Annotated in this window: 21 protein-coding genes and 1 tRNA gene; 21 read left to right on the top strand and 1 reads right to left on the bottom strand. The window is 62.0% G+C overall.

The window, feature by feature from the left end:
• Positions 1 to 32 precede the first annotated feature (32 nt).
• From HMI59_RS04335 to HMI59_RS04290, 10 genes are all read left to right on the top strand, one after another.
• Positions 33 to 470 (top strand): hypothetical protein, encoded by a 438-nt coding sequence (locus HMI59_RS04335; protein ID WP_193592932.1) that lies wholly within the window; start codon positions 33 to 35, stop codon positions 468 to 470.
• Positions 467 to 775, top strand: a complete 309-nt coding sequence (locus HMI59_RS04330) for a hypothetical protein (RefSeq protein ID WP_193592931.1) — start codon at positions 467 to 469, stop codon at positions 773 to 775. The genes HMI59_RS04335 and HMI59_RS04330 overlap by 4 nt, the downstream gene beginning before the upstream one ends.
• 175 nt (positions 776 to 950) lie before the next feature.
• Positions 951 to 1,466 carry a GIY-YIG nuclease family protein gene (locus tag HMI59_RS04325; RefSeq protein WP_193592930.1) on the top strand — a complete coding sequence of 172 codons (516 nt, stop codon included), beginning with the start codon at positions 951 to 953 and terminating at the stop codon, positions 1,464 to 1,466.
• 36 nt (positions 1,467 to 1,502) lie between these two features.
• Positions 1,503 to 1,766 carry a hypothetical protein gene (locus HMI59_RS04320; RefSeq protein WP_193593856.1) on the top strand — a complete coding sequence of 88 codons (264 nt, stop codon included), beginning with the start codon at positions 1,503 to 1,505 and terminating at the stop codon, positions 1,764 to 1,766.
• Between the two features lie 7 nt (positions 1,767 to 1,773).
• Complete coding sequence (locus tag HMI59_RS04315) at positions 1,774 to 1,932, top strand: hypothetical protein (RefSeq protein ID WP_021470880.1); 159 nt, start codon at positions 1,774 to 1,776, stop codon at positions 1,930 to 1,932.
• Between the two features lie 159 nt (positions 1,933 to 2,091).
• Positions 2,092 to 2,162: transfer RNA gene (locus HMI59_RS04310), tRNA-Trp, on the top strand.
• A gap of 336 nt (positions 2,163 to 2,498) precedes the next feature.
• Positions 2,499 to 3,752, top strand: coding sequence for a hypothetical protein (locus HMI59_RS04305; protein WP_193592929.1), 1,254 nt, complete (start codon positions 2,499 to 2,501; stop codon positions 3,750 to 3,752).
• Positions 3,753 to 3,976: 224 nt separating this feature from the next.
• Positions 3,977 to 4,456, top strand: coding sequence for a hypothetical protein (locus tag HMI59_RS04300; RefSeq protein ID WP_193592928.1), 480 nt, complete (start codon positions 3,977 to 3,979; stop codon positions 4,454 to 4,456).
• Positions 4,457 to 4,486: 30 nt separating this feature from the next.
• Complete coding sequence (locus tag HMI59_RS04295; RefSeq protein ID WP_193592927.1) at positions 4,487 to 5,020, top strand: helix-turn-helix domain-containing protein; 534 nt, start codon at positions 4,487 to 4,489, stop codon at positions 5,018 to 5,020.
• On the top strand, positions 5,017 to 6,318 hold the full coding sequence (locus HMI59_RS04290) for a PBSX family phage terminase large subunit (RefSeq protein ID WP_193592926.1): 1,302 nt from the start codon (positions 5,017 to 5,019) through the stop codon (positions 6,316 to 6,318). The genes HMI59_RS04295 and HMI59_RS04290 overlap by 4 nt, the downstream gene beginning before the upstream one ends.
• Here HMI59_RS04290 and HMI59_RS04285 read toward each other — a convergent pair.
• Complete coding sequence (locus HMI59_RS04285; RefSeq protein ID WP_193592925.1) at positions 6,315 to 6,611, bottom strand: DUF732 domain-containing protein; 297 nt, start codon at positions 6,609 to 6,611, stop codon at positions 6,315 to 6,317. The genes HMI59_RS04290 and HMI59_RS04285 overlap by 4 nt on opposite strands.
• A 29-nt stretch (positions 6,612 to 6,640) precedes the next feature.
• On the opposite strand from HMI59_RS04285, the gene HMI59_RS04280 reads away from it, so the two are divergent.
• The 11 genes from HMI59_RS04280 to HMI59_RS04230 all read left to right on the top strand — a co-directional run bounded on the left by HMI59_RS04280 (position 6,641) and on the right by HMI59_RS04230 (position 16,918).
• Positions 6,641 to 8,266, top strand: a complete 1,626-nt coding sequence (locus tag HMI59_RS04280; protein ID WP_193592924.1) for a phage portal protein — start codon at positions 6,641 to 6,643, stop codon at positions 8,264 to 8,266.
• On the top strand, positions 8,190 to 9,362 hold the full coding sequence (locus HMI59_RS04275; RefSeq protein WP_193592923.1) for a phage minor capsid protein: 1,173 nt from the start codon (positions 8,190 to 8,192) through the stop codon (positions 9,360 to 9,362). Before HMI59_RS04280 ends, HMI59_RS04275 begins: the two co-directional genes overlap by 77 nt.
• 23 nt (positions 9,363 to 9,385) lie before the next feature.
• Positions 9,386 to 10,045 (top strand): hypothetical protein, encoded by a 660-nt coding sequence (locus HMI59_RS04270; RefSeq protein ID WP_193592922.1) that lies wholly within the window; start codon positions 9,386 to 9,388, stop codon positions 10,043 to 10,045.
• A gap of 20 nt (positions 10,046 to 10,065) precedes the next feature.
• Positions 10,066 to 11,277 (top strand): DUF5309 family protein, encoded by a 1,212-nt coding sequence (locus tag HMI59_RS04265; protein ID WP_193592921.1) that lies wholly within the window; start codon positions 10,066 to 10,068, stop codon positions 11,275 to 11,277.
• Between the two features lie 65 nt (positions 11,278 to 11,342).
• Positions 11,343 to 11,774, top strand: a complete 432-nt coding sequence (locus HMI59_RS04260) for a hypothetical protein (protein WP_193592920.1) — start codon at positions 11,343 to 11,345, stop codon at positions 11,772 to 11,774.
• Complete coding sequence (locus tag HMI59_RS04255; RefSeq protein WP_193592919.1) at positions 11,767 to 12,084, top strand: hypothetical protein; 318 nt, start codon at positions 11,767 to 11,769, stop codon at positions 12,082 to 12,084. The genes HMI59_RS04260 and HMI59_RS04255 overlap by 8 nt, the downstream gene beginning before the upstream one ends.
• A gap of 13 nt (positions 12,085 to 12,097) precedes the next feature.
• Complete coding sequence (locus tag HMI59_RS04250; protein ID WP_227471533.1) at positions 12,098 to 12,436, top strand: minor capsid protein; 339 nt, start codon at positions 12,098 to 12,100, stop codon at positions 12,434 to 12,436.
• The gene (locus tag HMI59_RS04245) at positions 12,433 to 12,882 is read left to right on the top strand and encodes a minor capsid protein (RefSeq protein WP_193592918.1); all 450 of its coding nucleotides are present in this window, start codon (positions 12,433 to 12,435) and stop codon (positions 12,880 to 12,882) included. The genes HMI59_RS04250 and HMI59_RS04245 overlap by 4 nt, the downstream gene beginning before the upstream one ends.
• Positions 12,883 to 12,891: 9 nt before the next feature.
• A complete protein-coding gene (locus HMI59_RS04240) occupies positions 12,892 to 13,593 on the top strand; it encodes a phage tail tube protein (protein WP_193592917.1) in 702 nt (233 codons plus the stop codon).
• A 100-nt stretch (positions 13,594 to 13,693) separates the two neighbouring features.
• Positions 13,694 to 14,116 carry a hypothetical protein gene (locus tag HMI59_RS04235; protein WP_193592916.1) on the top strand — a complete coding sequence of 141 codons (423 nt, stop codon included), beginning with the start codon at positions 13,694 to 13,696 and terminating at the stop codon, positions 14,114 to 14,116.
• A 207-nt stretch (positions 14,117 to 14,323) separates the two neighbouring features.
• On the top strand, positions 14,324 to 16,918 hold the full coding sequence (locus tag HMI59_RS04230) for a hypothetical protein (protein WP_193592915.1): 2,595 nt from the start codon (positions 14,324 to 14,326) through the stop codon (positions 16,916 to 16,918).
• Positions 16,919 to 16,925: the final 7 nt, after the last annotated feature.

The following is a 16,925-nucleotide window of genomic DNA, read 5'->3' as shown; positions in this document are numbered from 1 at the left end:
TCGACGGCGCAGCAATAGCGCAAAGGGAACCCATGAACAACGAAACGAACCGTCTCGCCCAACTGATCGCGACCGCCGCCGATAAAGAACTCGGCACACGACCAGACGGGCAGCCGCGACGCCAGGACAAAGCCGCAGCCCTCGCGATAGAAGCCGAATACCTGTTCATCCGCCGCTCCGAACTGCCCACAGCCGAGATAGTTGACCGTGACGGCGTCCCACACGTAGACGTAGGCTCAGACGCCGGCACATGGTCATGCAAAACCGCAAGCGCCGACTACGCCCGCAAAACAGGCCTCGAATACCTCGCAGCCGCCGAGGCCATCGCACAGTGGAAGGTCGAGCAAAAGCGCGAGGAACGCCGCGACATGCTCGCCTTCGAACTAATCGCAGGCTCATTCAACGACGCAGGACACCCCTTGCAAGTAGCCATCGACCGCATCATCGAACTCGAAGGAAAAGCAGCATGAGGGAAGTCCAATGCGGGTTCCTCACCTACCACCCAAGGCACGCAGAGATACCCAACATTGTCCGGTATAAAGGCCAGTGGATGCCCGAAGCCCTCGCAACCGGCATGGTAGACAAAAGATTCACAGACGCTGAACTCATGGCGGAATACCACAAGCTCAACGCCCGCAGGTATCAGCGCCAGTACAACGAGCTTTCCTCCGGTGATGAATACCCGGAAGCTAGCTGGGATGAGCACTTCGACATCCAAAACACCGTCTACCGATTCGCTCTCGCACCACACTTTGACGAAGTTCCCGCAACTTAGTGCAAGAAGTGTTGACAAGTTGCACGATTCCGTCCTATTCTAATTTTATCCTGAAATATTCAGATCCAAATGAAGCTCCCAGCCAGCCGGCTCGGGAGCTTCACTTTTGAGCACGTAAAAGCTCCCGCAATGCCTGCCAGCATCCGGGAGCGTGACCGACTGTTTAGGAGTCGATATGAAGCACCCTACACTACTCACCCGCTGCACGGCCACCATCTCAAATGGCGAGTTCTGCGACGCAATCTCCATGGTTGACGCGCCATTCCCCATCTGCTTCAAGCACGCATATAGCGTTTTCAAGCTCCTGGATGGGACGCTGAACAACGTTCACGCGGTGCTCAAGCCCAAGCCGCCAGCACCCACAGCCAAAGACGAACGGGACGCGCGACGCAAAGAAGCGTACGCAGCCCAACGGCAGGTCTACTACATCCGAATCGGCGAGTACATCAAGATCGGATTCACCCAAAACATGCAAGAACGTATGCTCGGCTTACGCGTTGACCTCGTTGATGTCCTCGCCACCGAACCGGGCGGCAGGGACGTTGAACGCGAACGTCACAAGCAGTTCGCTCACCTCCGGGTTGGCAACCGCGAGAACTTCGAAAAGGATCCCGACTTGCTTACGCATATCGCGAAGGTTCGCCGGGAGCATGGTAAGCCGCGCATCACGGGTTACATCACCGGTGAGTAGCGCCAGATGAATCGGGGCTTCGCGATGGCGGCGGAAATGCACAAACCCACGTTGAACGCCCTCCACAGGTGCGATGCTTGTGGCAGTCGCGCGTACGTGCACGTCATCATCGAAACCGGATTGAATGACGCCGGCTACCCTGACAGCGGCGAGCTCCTGTTCTGCGCACACCACAGTCGTGAGCACATGCCCGTCATCAAGCTTCGCTGCAACGTCCTCCACCTCCTGGACGAAACACGATTCCTGAATGACCACATCCAACCGCCCGAAGCCACCGAGCTAACCAACCTCAAGAAATGAGCAACCCATGGCCGCTGTAGTAAAGAGCATCCTCGCGAAGGTCCTCATTCAAGTTGGCGCGGACGAACCCAAAGAGATTGGGACTATCGAAATCCCCATCACCCTCGGCATCAACGATTCAAAGCCTTCGCAAGGGTTCGGCGCTTATCCGCCTGGAACCCGCTAAAAGCCCCTGTGGTGTGGTGAACGCCTTCCCTCAGCCGCTCATCTGAGACGTGGCGCATGCCCAGCGCTGCCACACCACAGGACCAAACCACCGGAAACCCCGCAACCGGGACCGGACAACTAAATAGCCCCGCATGAACATGAGCGTGCGGGGTCCATCGGGGCATTCGTCTAATGGCAAGACAGCGGCTTCCAAACCCGCCAATTGGGGTTCGATCCCTCAATGCCCTGCTCAACCCCTGCTCGCTTCGGCGGCAGGGCACAGCGCCCATTGTGGCGCTCGTTAGTCCCTGTAGCGCCTACACGGTACAGCGCGGGGCGGTGAGTCATCATCGAAGCCACGGACGCGTGGTAAATGGCACGCATCGTCTTGGTGTAGTGGTAGCCCATCGGTCTCCAAAACCGAAAGCGCGGGTTCGATTCCCGCAGACTTTGCCAAAACGTCCCGCCCAAGTGAGCCGTCACATAAGAACACGGACCCAAGCGCGGCGAACCACCGGAAACCGTCTCAGGCAAACCGGAAGCAAAACCAGAGACAACACTTACCCATGAGCAAGGGAGCCCACCATGACCGCCTGCAAGTACGCCACAGCAGCAGGCGCCAACCTCCCCGAATGGGACAACCTCACATCCCGCGAAGCCGCCAAGCTCGCCGGGGTTGGTAAGTCCAGCGTCAACAACCACCGCAACGGTGACTGCTCATGCGGCACACAGCCCAAGGCTGAGGCCGGCGAATCCGAAACGCACAACGCAGACGGGTCTGCGAACTATGTACGCTTTTCCCTACGTCCGTGGGGATTTGAGGACTACCGCGAGTTCATCCGCTCCACTGGGCAAGACCCTGACAAGGTGACGTTCTCCTGGGGCTGGACATCCAACGCTACTGGGAACGGTTTCTGGAACAAGCTGAACAACGTACGGCCCAAGCCCGTTGACGCAGCCGCGGAGGACATCAACCTGCCGGCCCTCTACGCAGCAGCCAAGCAGGCCACCCCGCAGCCATCACAGAATGGTAGCGATCGCGCCACAATTGTGGTGTGGGCTGACCCGCAGATCGGCAAGACCGGATCCCGAGGCGGAACCGTTGAGCTCATCGAACGTTCCACCCTGATCCGGAAGAAGCTCTACCGGCTACTTGAGGAACGCACCCCCTCGCAGATCCTCATCGCCGACGCTGGCGACGGTATCGAAGGGTTCGAGTCCGGGGGTAACCCCATGTTCACCAACGACCTGTCACTGTCCGGTCAACTCGACACATACGGGACAGAGCTGTTCGAGTTCATCAACCTCGCCCACCAGTTCGCACCCGTCACCGTCGCAGGCATACCAAGCAACCATGCTGCATGGCGGTGCGGGAAACAAAACCTCGGCAAACCATCCGACGACCTCGGCCTATTCATGCACAAGCAAGTCGGCAAGGTCACCGCCGCCGCTGGCATGGACGTGTCATGGGTCCGCCCAGCCGAGTACGACGAGAGTGTGGCTGTGGACTTCCACGGCACCCGTATCGGCCTCGTACACGGTAACCAGTTCGGACCCGGTCAAGCTGTGGCTTGGTGGCAGAAACAAGCATTCGGCGCGCAAGCAGCCGCTACCGCTGACGTTCTTGTCCACGGTCACTACCACTCATTCAGCGCCTCCGTAGCAGGCCGTAACCCCGTGAACGGGCGTCAACGGTACTGCCTCGGCGCCCCCACCCTGGACAACGGTTCTGACTGGTTCCGGCAGGTTGACGGACGCGACAGTGATCCTGGGTTGATGGTGTTCGACGTGACCCCGGACGGGTTCGACCTGTCCTCGTTGACGATCCTCACAGCATGAGGCGGCGGTGGTTGGTGTTGTACCGGCCTCGCCGCTGGCTCCGCACATGGAGGTAACCGCATGGCGATCCTGCTCACCCTCCACGCCGAGGTAACCGCACAAGGGGTTTGGTGCCCCACCTGCGCGTCACCCAGCGCCACCACGTTCAAGGTCTACACCCTCTGCGAGCTCGGCGTTTTCCCGCCCACCACCCGCACACGGTGTCACAGATGCAAGAGGGCGTCATGATCACTGGTCAGGTTGGGTTGGTCCGCAAATCACGGCACCCCATCTCCCGCATCATCGAATGGGTGACCCGCTGCGACACCTCGCACGTCATCATTGCCACATCCGAGGTCCAATGCATCAGCGCTGAACCCGGTGGGACGAGGCGCCGGCTCATCAGCGACTACCCGCATGTGACATGGTCACGGTACGTGCTGACTGACCGGCAAGCCCATTTGATCGCCGGTATCGCCGAATACAGCATCGGTGTCCGGTACGACTACCTCGCCTGCGCAGCCCACGCCATCGCGGCCATTACCCGCACAGACACGCCCCCACGCATCCAGCAATGGCTTGCGAACCGGGGACCAACAACCTGCTCCGCCCTAGCCCAAACAGCCATCACCGCCGCAGGCCTCCAAGCCCCCAAGCCGTGGCTACCCACACCCAAAGACTGGGCACTGTTCTACGAAACCAAAGGGTGGAACCACACCACATAACCACCGCCGAGCGCATCCAGGAGGTGCCAGTTGGCGACCCGACGACCACCGGCACTATCCGAGACGGACAAGGCCTACATCAAAGAAGCCTACGAACGCGGCGACTCCCACCGCGACATCGCAGCCCACCTGAACAAAGCTAAGTCCACTGTCGGGCAATGGATGACCCGGAACGGCATGAGGTACGACTCCACGGACCAGAAAGCCGCGATCGAAAAGAACGTCCTCACCGCGCAGGAACGCATCAGCGCTCTGCGGCTGGACGTGATCGGTATCGCCGAGCACGACGCCGCCGAGATACGCAAAGTGCAACGCGGCGAACAGAAATGGAAGACCGTGCTGCGGGCTATGGCGGGCGCGGAGGAAGTCCGGGAACTCGACTTCATCCCACCCAACGATAAACGCTCCAACGCCTCATCCCTGGCCTCCCACGCTGGCACGATCGCCCGTCTCGCGCCCAAGGAAGACGGCAACCAGACCGCCGAGGTTGATTCGGTCATGGACAAGCTCATCAACGGACTCGCGCAAGCGTTCAACCCGACCAGCGACGGGCAGCCAGAGTGACCGCGCCCCTGTCCCAAAAGCAAATCAACTCCATCGTCCGCGCCACCCAAATCAGCGACGACGTACCACCCGTCAAGATCAGCCTATGGGTCGGTGCCGTCTCCGCTGGCAAGACCATCGCCTCACTGTTCGCGTTCCTCATCGCGATCAAAAAAACCGAGGGCACCGGCCTTATCGTCATCATCGGCAAAACCCTGCAAACCATTGAGCGGAACATCCTCGAACCACTCATGGACGCACGCCTGTACGGGCTCGCTGCCGGCGCGATCCAACACACCAAAGGTTCCGGTGTCGCGATCATCCTCGGGAAGACCGTGCACCTCGTTGGGGCGAACGACGCCCGCTCTGAGGAAAAGATCCGCGGCTCCACGATCGAACTCGCATACGTTGATGAAGCGACGCTGTTGCCGCGGGGTAAGGACAACACCACGGGGTTTTGGGAGATGCTTGTCTCCCGTCTCCGCACACCCAACCCGCCCCGCCTGCTCGCAACCACTAACCCAGGCTCCACACGTCACTGGCTCCGTACAGAGTGGATCCTGCAAGCCCGCCAGAAGAACATGCAAGTCTTCCACTTCACCATGGATGACAACCCATCGTTGACGGCGGACTACATGCGCGACATGAAGGCGTCTTACTCGGGCGTGTTCTACGACCGCATGATCAAGGGTGAGTGGACGAACGCTGAGGGCGCGATCTATGACATGTGGTCAGCTGATTCGCACATTGTGAAGTACGCCGACCTACCCAGGATGCAGCGCATTCTCGGGCTCGGGATCGACTACGGCACCACGAACGCCACCAGCGCGATCCTGCTCGGCCTCGGCGAGGACTACCGGCTCTACGCAATAGATGAGTGGCGGCACGACTCCAAAGCCGATCAGATCAACTTGACCAACGCCGCGATCGTTGAGGGCATCACCAAATGGCTCGACGGGCTCACGCTCCCTGACGGCACTAGGCCCATGCCGGAATGGTTGATCCATGACCCGTCCGCCGCGTCGCTGCGGGTGGAGATGGCGTCGCAGGGCATCGTGAACATGTTCCCCGCGAACAACGAAGTGCTGTACGGCATCCAAACCGTCGCGTCAGTCCTTGACAGCGGCAGGTTGCGGGTGTCGGACAAGTGCACGGGCCTCATCGGTGAAATGTCCGAATACGCCTGGGACGCTAAGGCAACCGAGCAAGGCGAAGACAAGCCCATGAAGGTAAACGACCATAGTGTCGATGCCCTTAGGTACGCCGTCGTTTCCACGGAAACGAACTGGCGCCCCTACATGAACCACCCGGCGGGTTAGTGCCCGTCAAGCCACGGTTTACGGTCAGGGCAGAGCGTCTCAACGGCTGCGGTGACAATCGACTTCGCCTCGTCCTCACGGAACCCCGCATCAGCCCACTGCTGGGCCGTTGCGGCTGCTGTGTCCTTCGACGCGCACACGTCACGACCGACCTGCACCAGTGAACCATAGTCACCGCCATCAGGCGTGCGCACGGACCCCTTGACGCGGTCAACAAACCCCGCCTCGCCCGTACCAGCGGAACACCCGGCCACGAGCAACAACACCGTGACCACCCCCACAAGTTTCCTCATCCCCCAATCGTACCAAGGAGGGCCACCTAATGGCTTTGCCCGTCAACGGCGCCGAGTGGCCCCCACGGAACGTCGCACACATCCACGAAGACTACGCAATCTGGTCCGCGTGGTACGCGAACGACGTCAACATGCTCCGCACCGCCTACTCCGCGAACGGAACCCCCGGCCCAGCCGGTGTACGCCGCGGCCTGCTCAACCGGGTCGCGGACTGGTTCTGGACCCCCAAGGGCAGTGACGGGGAAGCCGGCGTCACGAAACTGCATGTGCCCCTGGCCTCCGACCTGTGCCAAGTGTCCGCTGACCTGCTCTACTCCGAGCCGCCCACGTTCACCGTGGAGGACAGCAAGGGCAAGAACAAAGCCGTGCAGGACCGTCTTGACCTGATCACCGGGGCGGGGTTCGACCAGACCCTGATCGCCTCCGCTGAGGTCGCCGCCGCGCTGGGCGGTTCGTACCTCCGCGCAACATGGGATGACAGCCTCTACAATCACGTGTTCCTGACGAAGGTTGACGCTGACGGCGCTTTACCGGTGTTCCGGTACGGGCGTCTGGTTGAGGTCACGTTCTGGCGGGTGGTGGACGTTGAGGGCACGGTGTTCACCCGCCACCTCGAACACCACAGCATGAACAGTTTCGGTATCGGCGTCATCGAGCAAGCCCTCTACCAGGGCTCCGCCACGGACATCGGCAACCGCATCCCGTTGACCGAGTCCGCCGCGACGAAGCACCTCGCTGACGTGGTTGACGCCAACTCGGTCATCAGCACCCAAACCCCCGGCCTCGCCGTCGAATACGTCCCCAACATGACCCCCACCCGGAAATGGCGCACCGACCCACACGGCGCCTACCTCGGACGCAGCGACCTTGACGGCATCGAATCATTCCTCGACGCCCTGGACCGCGTGTACTCGTCGTTGATGCGGGAACTTGAGCTCGGCAAAGCCCGCCTCGTCGTCCCGTCCTACATGATGAACGACCTCGGCCCAGGTAAGGGCGCCGCGTTCGATAACGACCGGGCGATCATCTCAGAAGTCCTCGCGTCCCCCGGCGCCGCGGCTGATTCGAAGCTCGCGATCGAGAAGGTCCAGTTCGACATCCGCGTGACCGAGCACCTGGAAATGGCTGCGGCACTGCTCGCGGTCATCATCCGAACAGCCGGTTACAGCTCGCAGACGTTCGGCGAAAAAGACACCAGCGGTGGGGATAAGACAGCGACTGAGGTGACCGCGAAGGAACGCCGCTCGTACCTGACCCGTGACCGGAAGATCCGCGCCGCAACCCCGGCGCTGGAACGCATCCTGTTCAAAGCCCTCGCCATGGACGCGGCCTTGTTCGGCACGAACCTTGTGCCGGCGCCGGTGACGGTCGCGTTCGCTGATGCGGTACAGACCCCGCTTGAAGCGTTGGCGGCGACTGTGAACCTGCTCAAGCAGGCTGAGTCCGCGTCGATCGAAACCCGGTTGCTGATCCTGCACCCGGACTGGGATGAGACGCAGATATCGGCCGAGGCCGCGAAGATCCAGCAAGAGAAGTCGGTCTTCCCCGACCCGGCGACGTTCGGAACGGTGGTAAACGATGGCGCAACCCCAACCGGAACCGGTGGACAGCCTACCGGTAACGATCGAGGTAGCAACAGCGGCGCTGGTCAGTAAGTACGCTGAAGCGGAGCAGGAACTCATCGCCGGATCAGCGGCGATCATCGCCCAACACCTAGGCGATGACTCACCACAGGCGCAACGGTCCCTGTACGCCGCGTTGCAGGCCCTCGCGCGGTCCATTGCTACCCGGCTCGGGTTAGAGGTTGGTGCACTGTCCCAGGGTGTCGCTGTCGAAGCGGCACGCCGGGGCAGCACCGCCGCCCTCCGCGAAGTGCGTGAAGCCCTCACGGACCACCCCGCTTTACGGGAACGCTACACCCGCGCCACTGGCACGCAGGTAACCCCGCACGGGCTCAACGCCGCGCAGCACATCGCCCGCGACCTAACGGACAGGCTCACCGCCGCTAACCAGCGCATCACCCGGTTCAGTACCGACGCGTACCAAGCAGCCACCGCGAAAGCATCTATCGGCATGGTTGTCGGCGGCACCCCTCAGCAAGCGCAACGCGAAGCATGGCGGGAGCTCACTGACGGGGGCGTTACCGGGTTCCGCGATTCAGCGGGCCGTGACTGGACCCTCTCCACCTACGTCGAGATGGCAACCCGCGCCGCAGCCATCCGCGCGTACAACGAATCCCACCAAGACCGCATGACCTCCCTTGGCATCCAATACTGGACCATCGCACCGACCGGGTTCCCCTGCAAGCTCTGCCTCCCATGGGAGGGCAGGATCCTTTCCCGCAAGGGCGCCGGCAGGTACACCGAGGACGACGCGACCGGCAAGGGACGTGTCGCGTTCCAGGTCGCCGGGACAGTGGCGGAAGCCCGCGCAGCCGGGTTGCAACACCCGAACTGCAAACACACCCTCATCGCATACTTCCCCGGCGTCACAAAGCTTGTGACCCGAACCCCGGAGGAAATCGCTGAGGCTACGGAACGGTTCAAGGAAACCCAGAAACTCCGCCATCTTGAACGGCTTGTCCGTGCAGCGCGCACCGCAGAGCAAGCGGCTTTGACTGACACGGACAGGGCAGCGGCGAGGCGCCGCGCACGCGAGATACAGGCACGTATCCGCGAGTTCACTGCCGAGACTGGCCTGTTGCGCCGTCCCGCACGTGAACGAGTACCCGATACCCGCAGTACCAACTAACGACAGCCCAGGAGGCTCCCGTAATGAGCGACACCCCCGTTACTCCCGCAGCAACACCCGAGCCCGTGACACCCGCCGCAGCAGCCCCGGCGCCCGAAGGCGTAGAGGTTGATCTTAAGCCCGGCGAGCACGTCATCACCGCCAAGGATGCGAAGACCTACGACGAAGCGTTCGTGGAAAGCCTCCGCACCGAAAAGCAGCAGGCCGAAGCCGCAGCCGACGCGAAAATCAAAGCAGCGCTCAAGGCCTTGGGCATCAGCGACGAAGTTGAGGACCCCCTCAAAGCAGCGCAGGACGCCGCCGCGACCAACGCAGCCGAACGCGACACCGCACGCGCCGCAGCCCGTGACACGTCCGCCGAACTCATCGTCTGGCGCAGCGCCGCCGAACTCGGCGTAGACCCCGCAGCCGTCACAGACTCCCGCGCGTTCGAACGCGCCATCAAAGACCTCGACCCCGCCGACCCGAAATTCGGGGAAGCGGTCAAGGAAGCGGCAACGAACGCCGCCAAGAACAACCCCAAGCTCAAGGCAGCCGCACCGGCTCCCGGCGCTGGTGGGGCCGATTTTGCCGGTGGAACCGGGGAAACAGTCGGCATTGACGCGAGGATCGCCGCCGCCGAAAAAGCAGGCGACCACGCACTGGCAATCAAGCTGAAACGCCAAAAGGCATACACCAACTAAGCCCCTAAGAAGGAGCCCGCATGTCCGGCATCACCGGTATCGGTACCACATTCAACCTCCCCAACTACCACGGCGAACTGTTCGCCCTGACCCCCGACGAGACCCCGTTCCTGTCCGCCATTGGTGGGCTGACCGGTGGCGGTCAGACCTCGTCCGTTGAGTTCGAGTGGCAGACGTACGACCTGCGCGACCCGAACCAGCAGACCCGCGTCCGCGTTGAAGGTGCCACCGCACCCGGCGCTGAGGGCCGCGTCCGCTCGAACGTCCGCAACGTCGCGCAGATCCACCAGGAAAAGGTGTCTGTTTCGTACACGAAGCAGGCCACTTCCGGTCAGGTCACCACCCCGAGCGCCGCGCCGTACCGTGGCGTTGACGGGTCCAATCCGATCAGCAACGAACTGGACTGGCAGGTTCAGCAGGCCATCAAGTCCATCGCCTTGGACGTGAACTGGTCGTTCATCAACGGCAAGTACGCCAACCCGACCACGAACGCTACCCCGCGTCAGACGCGCGGCATTCTTGAGGCGATCGTGACGAACAAGACGGACAAGTCCGGCGTCTCCTACACGGGTGCCACGTCCGCCACGGACACCATCACCGTGACCCACGCACTGTCCAACGGCGACAAGGTCGTGTTCGACAACACCGACGTTGCCACGGGCATCGTCGCGGGCCGCGTGTACTACGTCGTGAACGTCTCCACCACGGTTTCGTTCAAGGTCGCACTGACCGCTGGCGGCGCCCCGATCACCCTCGGCACGGCCTCCAACATCGCCCTGCACCGCCCGTCCACCGCGGCGCTTGCTGTCGATGATGTCAACACCTTCATCCAGGGCATCTACGACAACGGCGGCCTCAACGGCATGCCCGTCCTGCTCGTGAACTCGTCCCAGAAGCTCGCCATCACGAAGGCCTACGCTTCCGCTTACGGTCAGGCTCACGGCCTGATCAACGCCGGCGAGCGTATCGCTGGTGTCGCGGTTGACCGCATCGTTACCGACTTCGGTGACTTCGGCCTGATGCTGGAGCGCAACATGCCGCAGGACTCCATCGCGGCTGTGACCATGGGTCAGCTCCGCCCGGTGTTCCTGAACACCCCCGGCAAGGGCGTGTTCTTCGAGGAAGCCCTCGCCAAGACCGGCGCATCCGACGATGTGCAGATCTACGGCGAAATCGGCCTCGAATACGGTTCCGAGCGCTCTCACGGCCTGCTCAAGGGCCTCAAGGTCTAGCACCCACTTGGAGGGGGCAGTAACTCATGGTTGCTGCCCCTCTGCCCCGTTGGAAGGCGGCATACATGGTTCTGGTTTATGCAGACGCGACCGCCCTCACGGCTTGGACTGGCGGGCCTCCCCCGGCGAACGCTACCCAGTTGCTCCGCTCCGCGTCGATGCTGATCACGTCCGCTACGGTCGCGGCAGTGTATGGCGTGGACGATGCCGGGTTGCCGTCCGACGCTGCGGTGTTGGAGGCGTTCAGGGATGCCACGTGCGCGCAGGTCGCGTACTGGGTGGCTGCCGGGGTTGACCCGGTCGCGGGTGGCATCAGCACCACGGCGCCGGTTCGGGCTAAGAAGCTTGGCTCTGGCAGCTTCGAGTATGACACGGCGGTATCCGGCTCGGTAAACGCTTTCCAAGCTAAGCGCGCCGCCGCCATCACCCTCTGCGCCGAAGCGTTCATGATCCTCCACCAAGCAGGCATCACCCCCTCAGGAGTCCAACGTGGGTGACCTTGACGACTTCTACGTGCACACCCTCACCGTCCAAACCCTCACGGGCACGGGCGCGATGGGTGCCGTGTTCGCCGCCCCCGTGACGGTGCCTGGGTGGTTGGAAGACAAACGCCGCATCGTCAGGGACAAGAACGGGCAAGAGGTCGTCTCATCCTCCATGTTCGCCTGCGATAACGCGCACCTGCCAAAGTTCACCCCCGACACGAAGGTGACCATTGACGGGCGCACGGCGTTCGTGATCGGTGTCGCTAACTACACCTCAGGGGCGTTGGACCTCCCGGACCACCTCGAAATCGACCTGACCTAAAAGGGGGACGCGCGTGTCGATTGACTGGTCATTCCACCTGGACTTGGGCAAGGTCGCTGAGGCGGCTGCAACAGCCGCCCCGCTCGGCGCCGCGAAAGGCATGGAACACGTCCGAGGCGTCGCCGCCCCACTAACCCCCGAAGAAACCGGGCGCCTCGTCGGATCCGCAACAGTCACCGTGAACGGCGACGAAGCGACCATCACCTATGACGGACCCTACGCGCGCCGGCAGCACGAAGAACTCACGTGGCGGCACGAAAAGGGCCAAGCGAAATACCTCGAACAGCCCATGCACACGGAGAAACCCGTGGTGCTTGAGATTGTCGCTAACGAAGTGAGGAAAGCCCTGTGACGTTCAGTACGGACTTCCTCACCGGCATCGCCCAACAGTTGCACGTCGCAGGCATAGGCACCTACCGACCTGACACGCCCTACCTTGTGGGGGAAACCGGGATCGTGTTCAAGGACATGCCCACCACCCCTGACCGGGTGATCGTCCTCAACACCTACTCCCCCGGCGCTGACGACAACCCGCACGTGCCCGTGTCCCTCATCGCCCTACAGGTACGCATCCGCGGGAACCCCGGCCAGCCCCTCGACCCAGACGGGATCCGCGACCAGGTTTACAACCTGCTCCACGGGCAGGAACACCGCACCTACGGCACCTGCCACGCAAACCAAATCCTGCACCAATCAACCATCCCGAACGGCAAAGACGACTCCAAACGGTGGGAAGTGTCAATCAACTTCTACGCCGACGTTGACCTGCCACCCACCACGAACCGACCAGCCCCATAGGAGCACCAATTGTCCAACGACCTCGCCCGGAAATACCGGGTAGACGTATCCACTGACGGCATCACATGGGTGCAGATCAACGGCGTCAACGACTTCAACCCCAACGTCGCGAACAACGACCAGGACGCATCCGCGTATGACACGGACGGCTGGTCAGTTTCCGAGACGACCATGAAGTCTTGGACCGCCTCGGTCAAGGCCCTTGTGCGTCGCACCGCCGGTGTCCTCGACGCCGGCCTCGCCCTGTGCAAGGCGACACAGCTTGTGTTCGGTGACGCTCAGCGCCTCTACGTGCGCTGGTACCTGCGTGACACGGGCAAGGAAGCTGTGCAGGGCCGCGCGATTGTGTCCTACAACCGTTCGAAGACCGGTGTAGCTGACCTTGATGAGGTCACTGTCGAGTTCAAGGGCGACGGTGCACTCGCGAACGTAGCCGATGTCACGGTCACCACGCCTGTCCCGCAGCTTGTCTCCGCAACCCCGTCCGGCGCCGCTCAGGGTGCCCTCGTGACGATCACCGGTGCGTACTTCACCAGTGTGACCGGCGCGACTGGTGTGAAGTTCGGCGCGACCAACGCGACCAACTACAGCATCGTGTCCGACGCGGTCATTGTCGCGACCGTCCCCGCTGGTACTGCCGGCGCGGCGAACATCACCGTCACCAACGCAACGGGCACCTCCGCAGCCCTCGCGTACACGCGAGGCGCCTAGCAGCCCCGCCCCTTTGATCGCGGCCCCACCTGTGCATACCAACCGGGTGGGGCCGCACCCATGAGCACCCCCAAAAAACTTTTATGAGCAGGAGCACCCCTTGTCTTTCCGCGACTTCGCCGACATCGTTGGCCCCATCGTCCTCCCCATCAAGGGCAAACGGTACACAGTCCCGACCCTGACCATTGAGCAGGGCATCCACCTTCACAAGGTCATGAACCCCGACACGGACGAGTCCATGACCGACCCGGAGTTCTACGCTTTCCTGCTCGGCGATGCGTTCGATGAGATGACCGCCGACGCCGTCAGCCCCGAAGTCATCGCCCGCGCCGCGTTCGTCGCCCTCGCAGACTGGCAGTCTGGTCGCCCTGCCGCGGAACTGATCTGGGAGCAGGGCATTGACCCAAAAGCCCTACAGGCAGCGGTGGAAGTCGCGGAGGCTTTGACCTCGAAAGCTACGGCAGAGGCAGCAAAGACCCCCTCACCGGAGCGTACGAATACTACGAAATCCCGGAGGAAGTAAACACCAACGCCCCCACGTGGGACGCGATCCTCGATAAGTGGGATCTGGTCGATTACTCCTTCAACCGGTACCTCGGCATTGACCTTCATGAGGTCATGCGGTCCCGGTCTTGGGCGTGGTTCGTGCGGCGACTGTCAGGGCTGCTTACCGATGACTCGACGCTGATTTGTCGGGTTTACAACCAACCACCCCAGGAAGGGGCGCCCGGTGTCTGAGTCCACGAATGTCGGCACGATCGTCGCGAATCTCAAGATTGATTCGTCTGATTGGAACCGGGAGCTCGCGCAGGCTGAGACGCGCGCCCATTCTCTGGGTAGGGCTAATCCGAAGATCCGTGTTGAGACGGCTGGCACGAAGCAGGCTGTTGCGGAGCTCGCCGCCGTGGAGGTGGCTGAGAAGAAGGTTTCGGCGTCTTCCGCTGCGCTTGCCCGTATGCGTGAGCAGGGCCGTACGGTTGCGATCGCGCAGGCGTTGGCTGACAAAGAGTCCATCAAACCGAAGATGGACTTCACCGAGTGGACGAAACGCTCTACCGAGGCCACAAAGCAAGACACCGCAGCTAAAGAAAAAACGTCCGAGTCGAACCGTAAAGTAGATTCGACCGCGAAGCAGGCTGGCGGGTCCATCCACCTCCTGTACTCGGCACTTGCGATGCTCGCACCCGCAGCCGTCCCCATCGCCGGGGTAGCCGCTGCCGGCGCCGCAGCTCTTGGCGCGCTCGGCGTAGCTGGTGTCCTCGCCGTTGTTGGCGTCAACGAGGAAATGAAAAAGGGCGGTCCGATTGGTGACCGCTACGCCGCTGGTGTTGAGCAGATCAAGGACCAGTTCAGGGGCCTCGCCGCGACATCGGCTGAGGGGACCCTTGAGGGGTTCAACCGGTCAGCTAACACCCTGAACGCTTATATGCCGTCCCTGAACCGGCAGATGGGCGACTTCTCCCGCGTCACGGGTAACGTCGCAGCGAACGGCCTGTCAGGCATGCTTGGGATGTTCACCACTTTGGATCCTGTTATGCGGGGTTTCGCCGGGTACCTTGGGGAGTTGTCGTCACGGTTCGCTACGATCGGTTCCAGCAACGGGCTGCGGTCCTTCGGGGACTACGCCCTGGCGGTCATGCCCCAGGTCATGGCAACCATCGAATCTCTCGTCAAGGGTGTCAGTAACTTGCTTGCCGCTCTCGCGCCACTGGGCAGTGTTGCTTTGACTTCACTCAAGGTCATCGGTGACATCCTTGATGGGATCCCTACTGAGGTTCTTACCCTGTTGGTTTCCGGCGCGCTTGGTGCTTATGCCGCGTTCGCTACGTGGTCCGCGCTCATCCCCATCATCCAGTCTTTCGGGCTCATGCTGAACATGTCCCTCGGCCCTATCGGGCTTGTGGTGGCTGGTGTTGGCGCCCTGATTGGTGTGATGGTTGGGTCTGCTGCTTCCACGAAGGACGCGACGGCGGCGACCATGGGTTACACCGCGGCCCTGCAACGTGACAACGGCATCATCGCTGAGAACGTCCGTTCCCACACAGCGGAGCAGATCGCTAAGTCGCAGGCCGCTGACGCGGCTAAGAAGCTCGGCATCAACCTTGAAACCCTGACCCAGGCGGCGCTTGGTAACAAGGACGCGCAAGGCGAACTAACCCGCGTCTTGGATGACTATGACGCCAAAGCGAAGGACGTGAACAGCACCCAGTTGGAAATGGGTGGTATCAACGTCGATCAGATGCGCATCAACAAGGATGTGCAGGCGTCGGTGAAGTCTGTTCGGGATGAAATCGGCAACCAGAACAGCGCCTTGAATCAGGCTGTCGAGTATGAGAAGCGGTTCAACGAAGCGAAGGGCCAGACCGGGACCACGTTGGACGCGCAGGCTGGGAAGCTGACGATGATGGCGGGCATGCTCGGCACCAACGTAGCGGCTTTGGCTGGCGCTGAGGAAGCCGAACGGAAGACCGCTGACCAGTTGGCGGCGACCACGTTGCAGATGCAGTTGCAGAACGACGCTGGCGGGTTGCTGAAAATGCAGCTTGATTTGCTGGCTGGTAAGTCGTTGTCGTTTGAGCAGGCACAGAACTCGTTTGAACGTCAGCTCATCTCGACCACGCAAACCATCAAGTCGAACGGTACCGCCCTTGAGGGCAACAGTGAGGCTGCGGTCACGAACCGCGGGAACCTGCTACAGCTTGTGTCGTCCGCGCAGCTTTCCGCTGAGGCGTTCGGAACCATGACCGGAAGGTCAGAGGACGCCCGACAGAAGCTCATCACGCAGCGGCAGGCGATCATCGATAACGCTGTGGCGAACGGGCAGAACCGTGACGCGGTTATCCGCTACATCGACTCCATCATGAAGATTCCGGCCAGCGTGCCGCCAACGAAGGTGTCAGTCGATGAGGCGTCTGCCGCTGCGGCTGAGGCCCGGTTGCAGCAACTCACCCGCGCCCGCACGATCAGCATCCAAACGCAGATCACTGGCGGCGGCGGGGAATCAGCGGCCGACACGGCGTTCCGTCCTGGAACATTCGCTCCCGTACTGCCCCACACTGGCGGTTTGGTCAGTTACCTCGCTAACGGCGGTTTCGCTGGGTTCAAACCCGTTGGGACTGACACGGTCCCGGCGATGCTGACCCCCGGTGAGATTGTCATCAAGAAATCCTCGGTGGACTCTATCGGCGCCGGGAAGCTCCTGCACGCCAACGAAACCGGGAGGCTGCCTGAGGGCGGCAACACATTCAACATCTACGACACCTCGGGGAACCCGGTGTCAACGGCTTACACCACCGCCCGTGTGCTGGCCGCGCGTGCTGTCTAAGGAGGAC

Source organism: Paenarthrobacter sp. YJN-5 (assembly GCF_015040095.1).
GTDB classification, from domain to species: Bacteria; Actinomycetota; Actinomycetes; order Actinomycetales; family Micrococcaceae; genus Arthrobacter; species Arthrobacter ureafaciens.
The sequence above is the reverse complement of the archived record's forward strand: the minus strand, read 5'-3'. Positions and strand labels throughout refer to the sequence as shown.

What these genes read in the sequence shown, in the direction of transcription:
- HMI59_RS04335 (WP_193592932.1), top strand. Translation starts at nt 33, where the DNA reads ATGAACAACGAAACGAACCGTCTCGCCCAACTGATCGCGACCGCCGCC.
- HMI59_RS04280 (WP_193592924.1), top strand. Translation starts at nt 6,641, where the DNA reads ATGGCTTTGCCCGTCAACGGCGCCGAGTGGCCCCCACGGAACGTCGCA.
- HMI59_RS04265 (WP_193592921.1), top strand. Translation starts at nt 10,066, where the DNA reads ATGTCCGGCATCACCGGTATCGGTACCACATTCAACCTCCCCAACTAC.
- HMI59_RS04300 (WP_193592928.1), top strand. Translation starts at nt 3,977, where the DNA reads ATGATCACTGGTCAGGTTGGGTTGGTCCGCAAATCACGGCACCCCATC.
- HMI59_RS04320 (WP_193593856.1), top strand. Translation starts at nt 1,503, where the DNA reads ATGCACAAACCCACGTTGAACGCCCTCCACAGGTGCGATGCTTGTGGC.
- HMI59_RS04305 (WP_193592929.1), top strand. Translation starts at nt 2,499, where the DNA reads ATGACCGCCTGCAAGTACGCCACAGCAGCAGGCGCCAACCTCCCCGAA.
- HMI59_RS04270 (WP_193592922.1), top strand. Translation starts at nt 9,386, where the DNA reads ATGAGCGACACCCCCGTTACTCCCGCAGCAACACCCGAGCCCGTGACA.
- HMI59_RS04275 (WP_193592923.1), top strand. Translation starts at nt 8,190, where the DNA reads ATGGCGCAACCCCAACCGGAACCGGTGGACAGCCTACCGGTAACGATC.
- HMI59_RS04325 (WP_193592930.1), top strand. Translation starts at nt 951, where the DNA reads ATGAAGCACCCTACACTACTCACCCGCTGCACGGCCACCATCTCAAAT.
- HMI59_RS04285 (WP_193592925.1), bottom strand. Translation starts at nt 6,611, where the DNA reads ATGAGGAAACTTGTGGGGGTGGTCACGGTGTTGTTGCTCGTGGCCGGG.
- HMI59_RS04315 (WP_021470880.1), top strand. Translation starts at nt 1,774, where the DNA reads ATGGCCGCTGTAGTAAAGAGCATCCTCGCGAAGGTCCTCATTCAAGTT.
- HMI59_RS04330 (WP_193592931.1), top strand. Translation starts at nt 467, where the DNA reads ATGAGGGAAGTCCAATGCGGGTTCCTCACCTACCACCCAAGGCACGCA.
- HMI59_RS04260 (WP_193592920.1), top strand. Translation starts at nt 11,343, where the DNA reads ATGGTTCTGGTTTATGCAGACGCGACCGCCCTCACGGCTTGGACTGGC.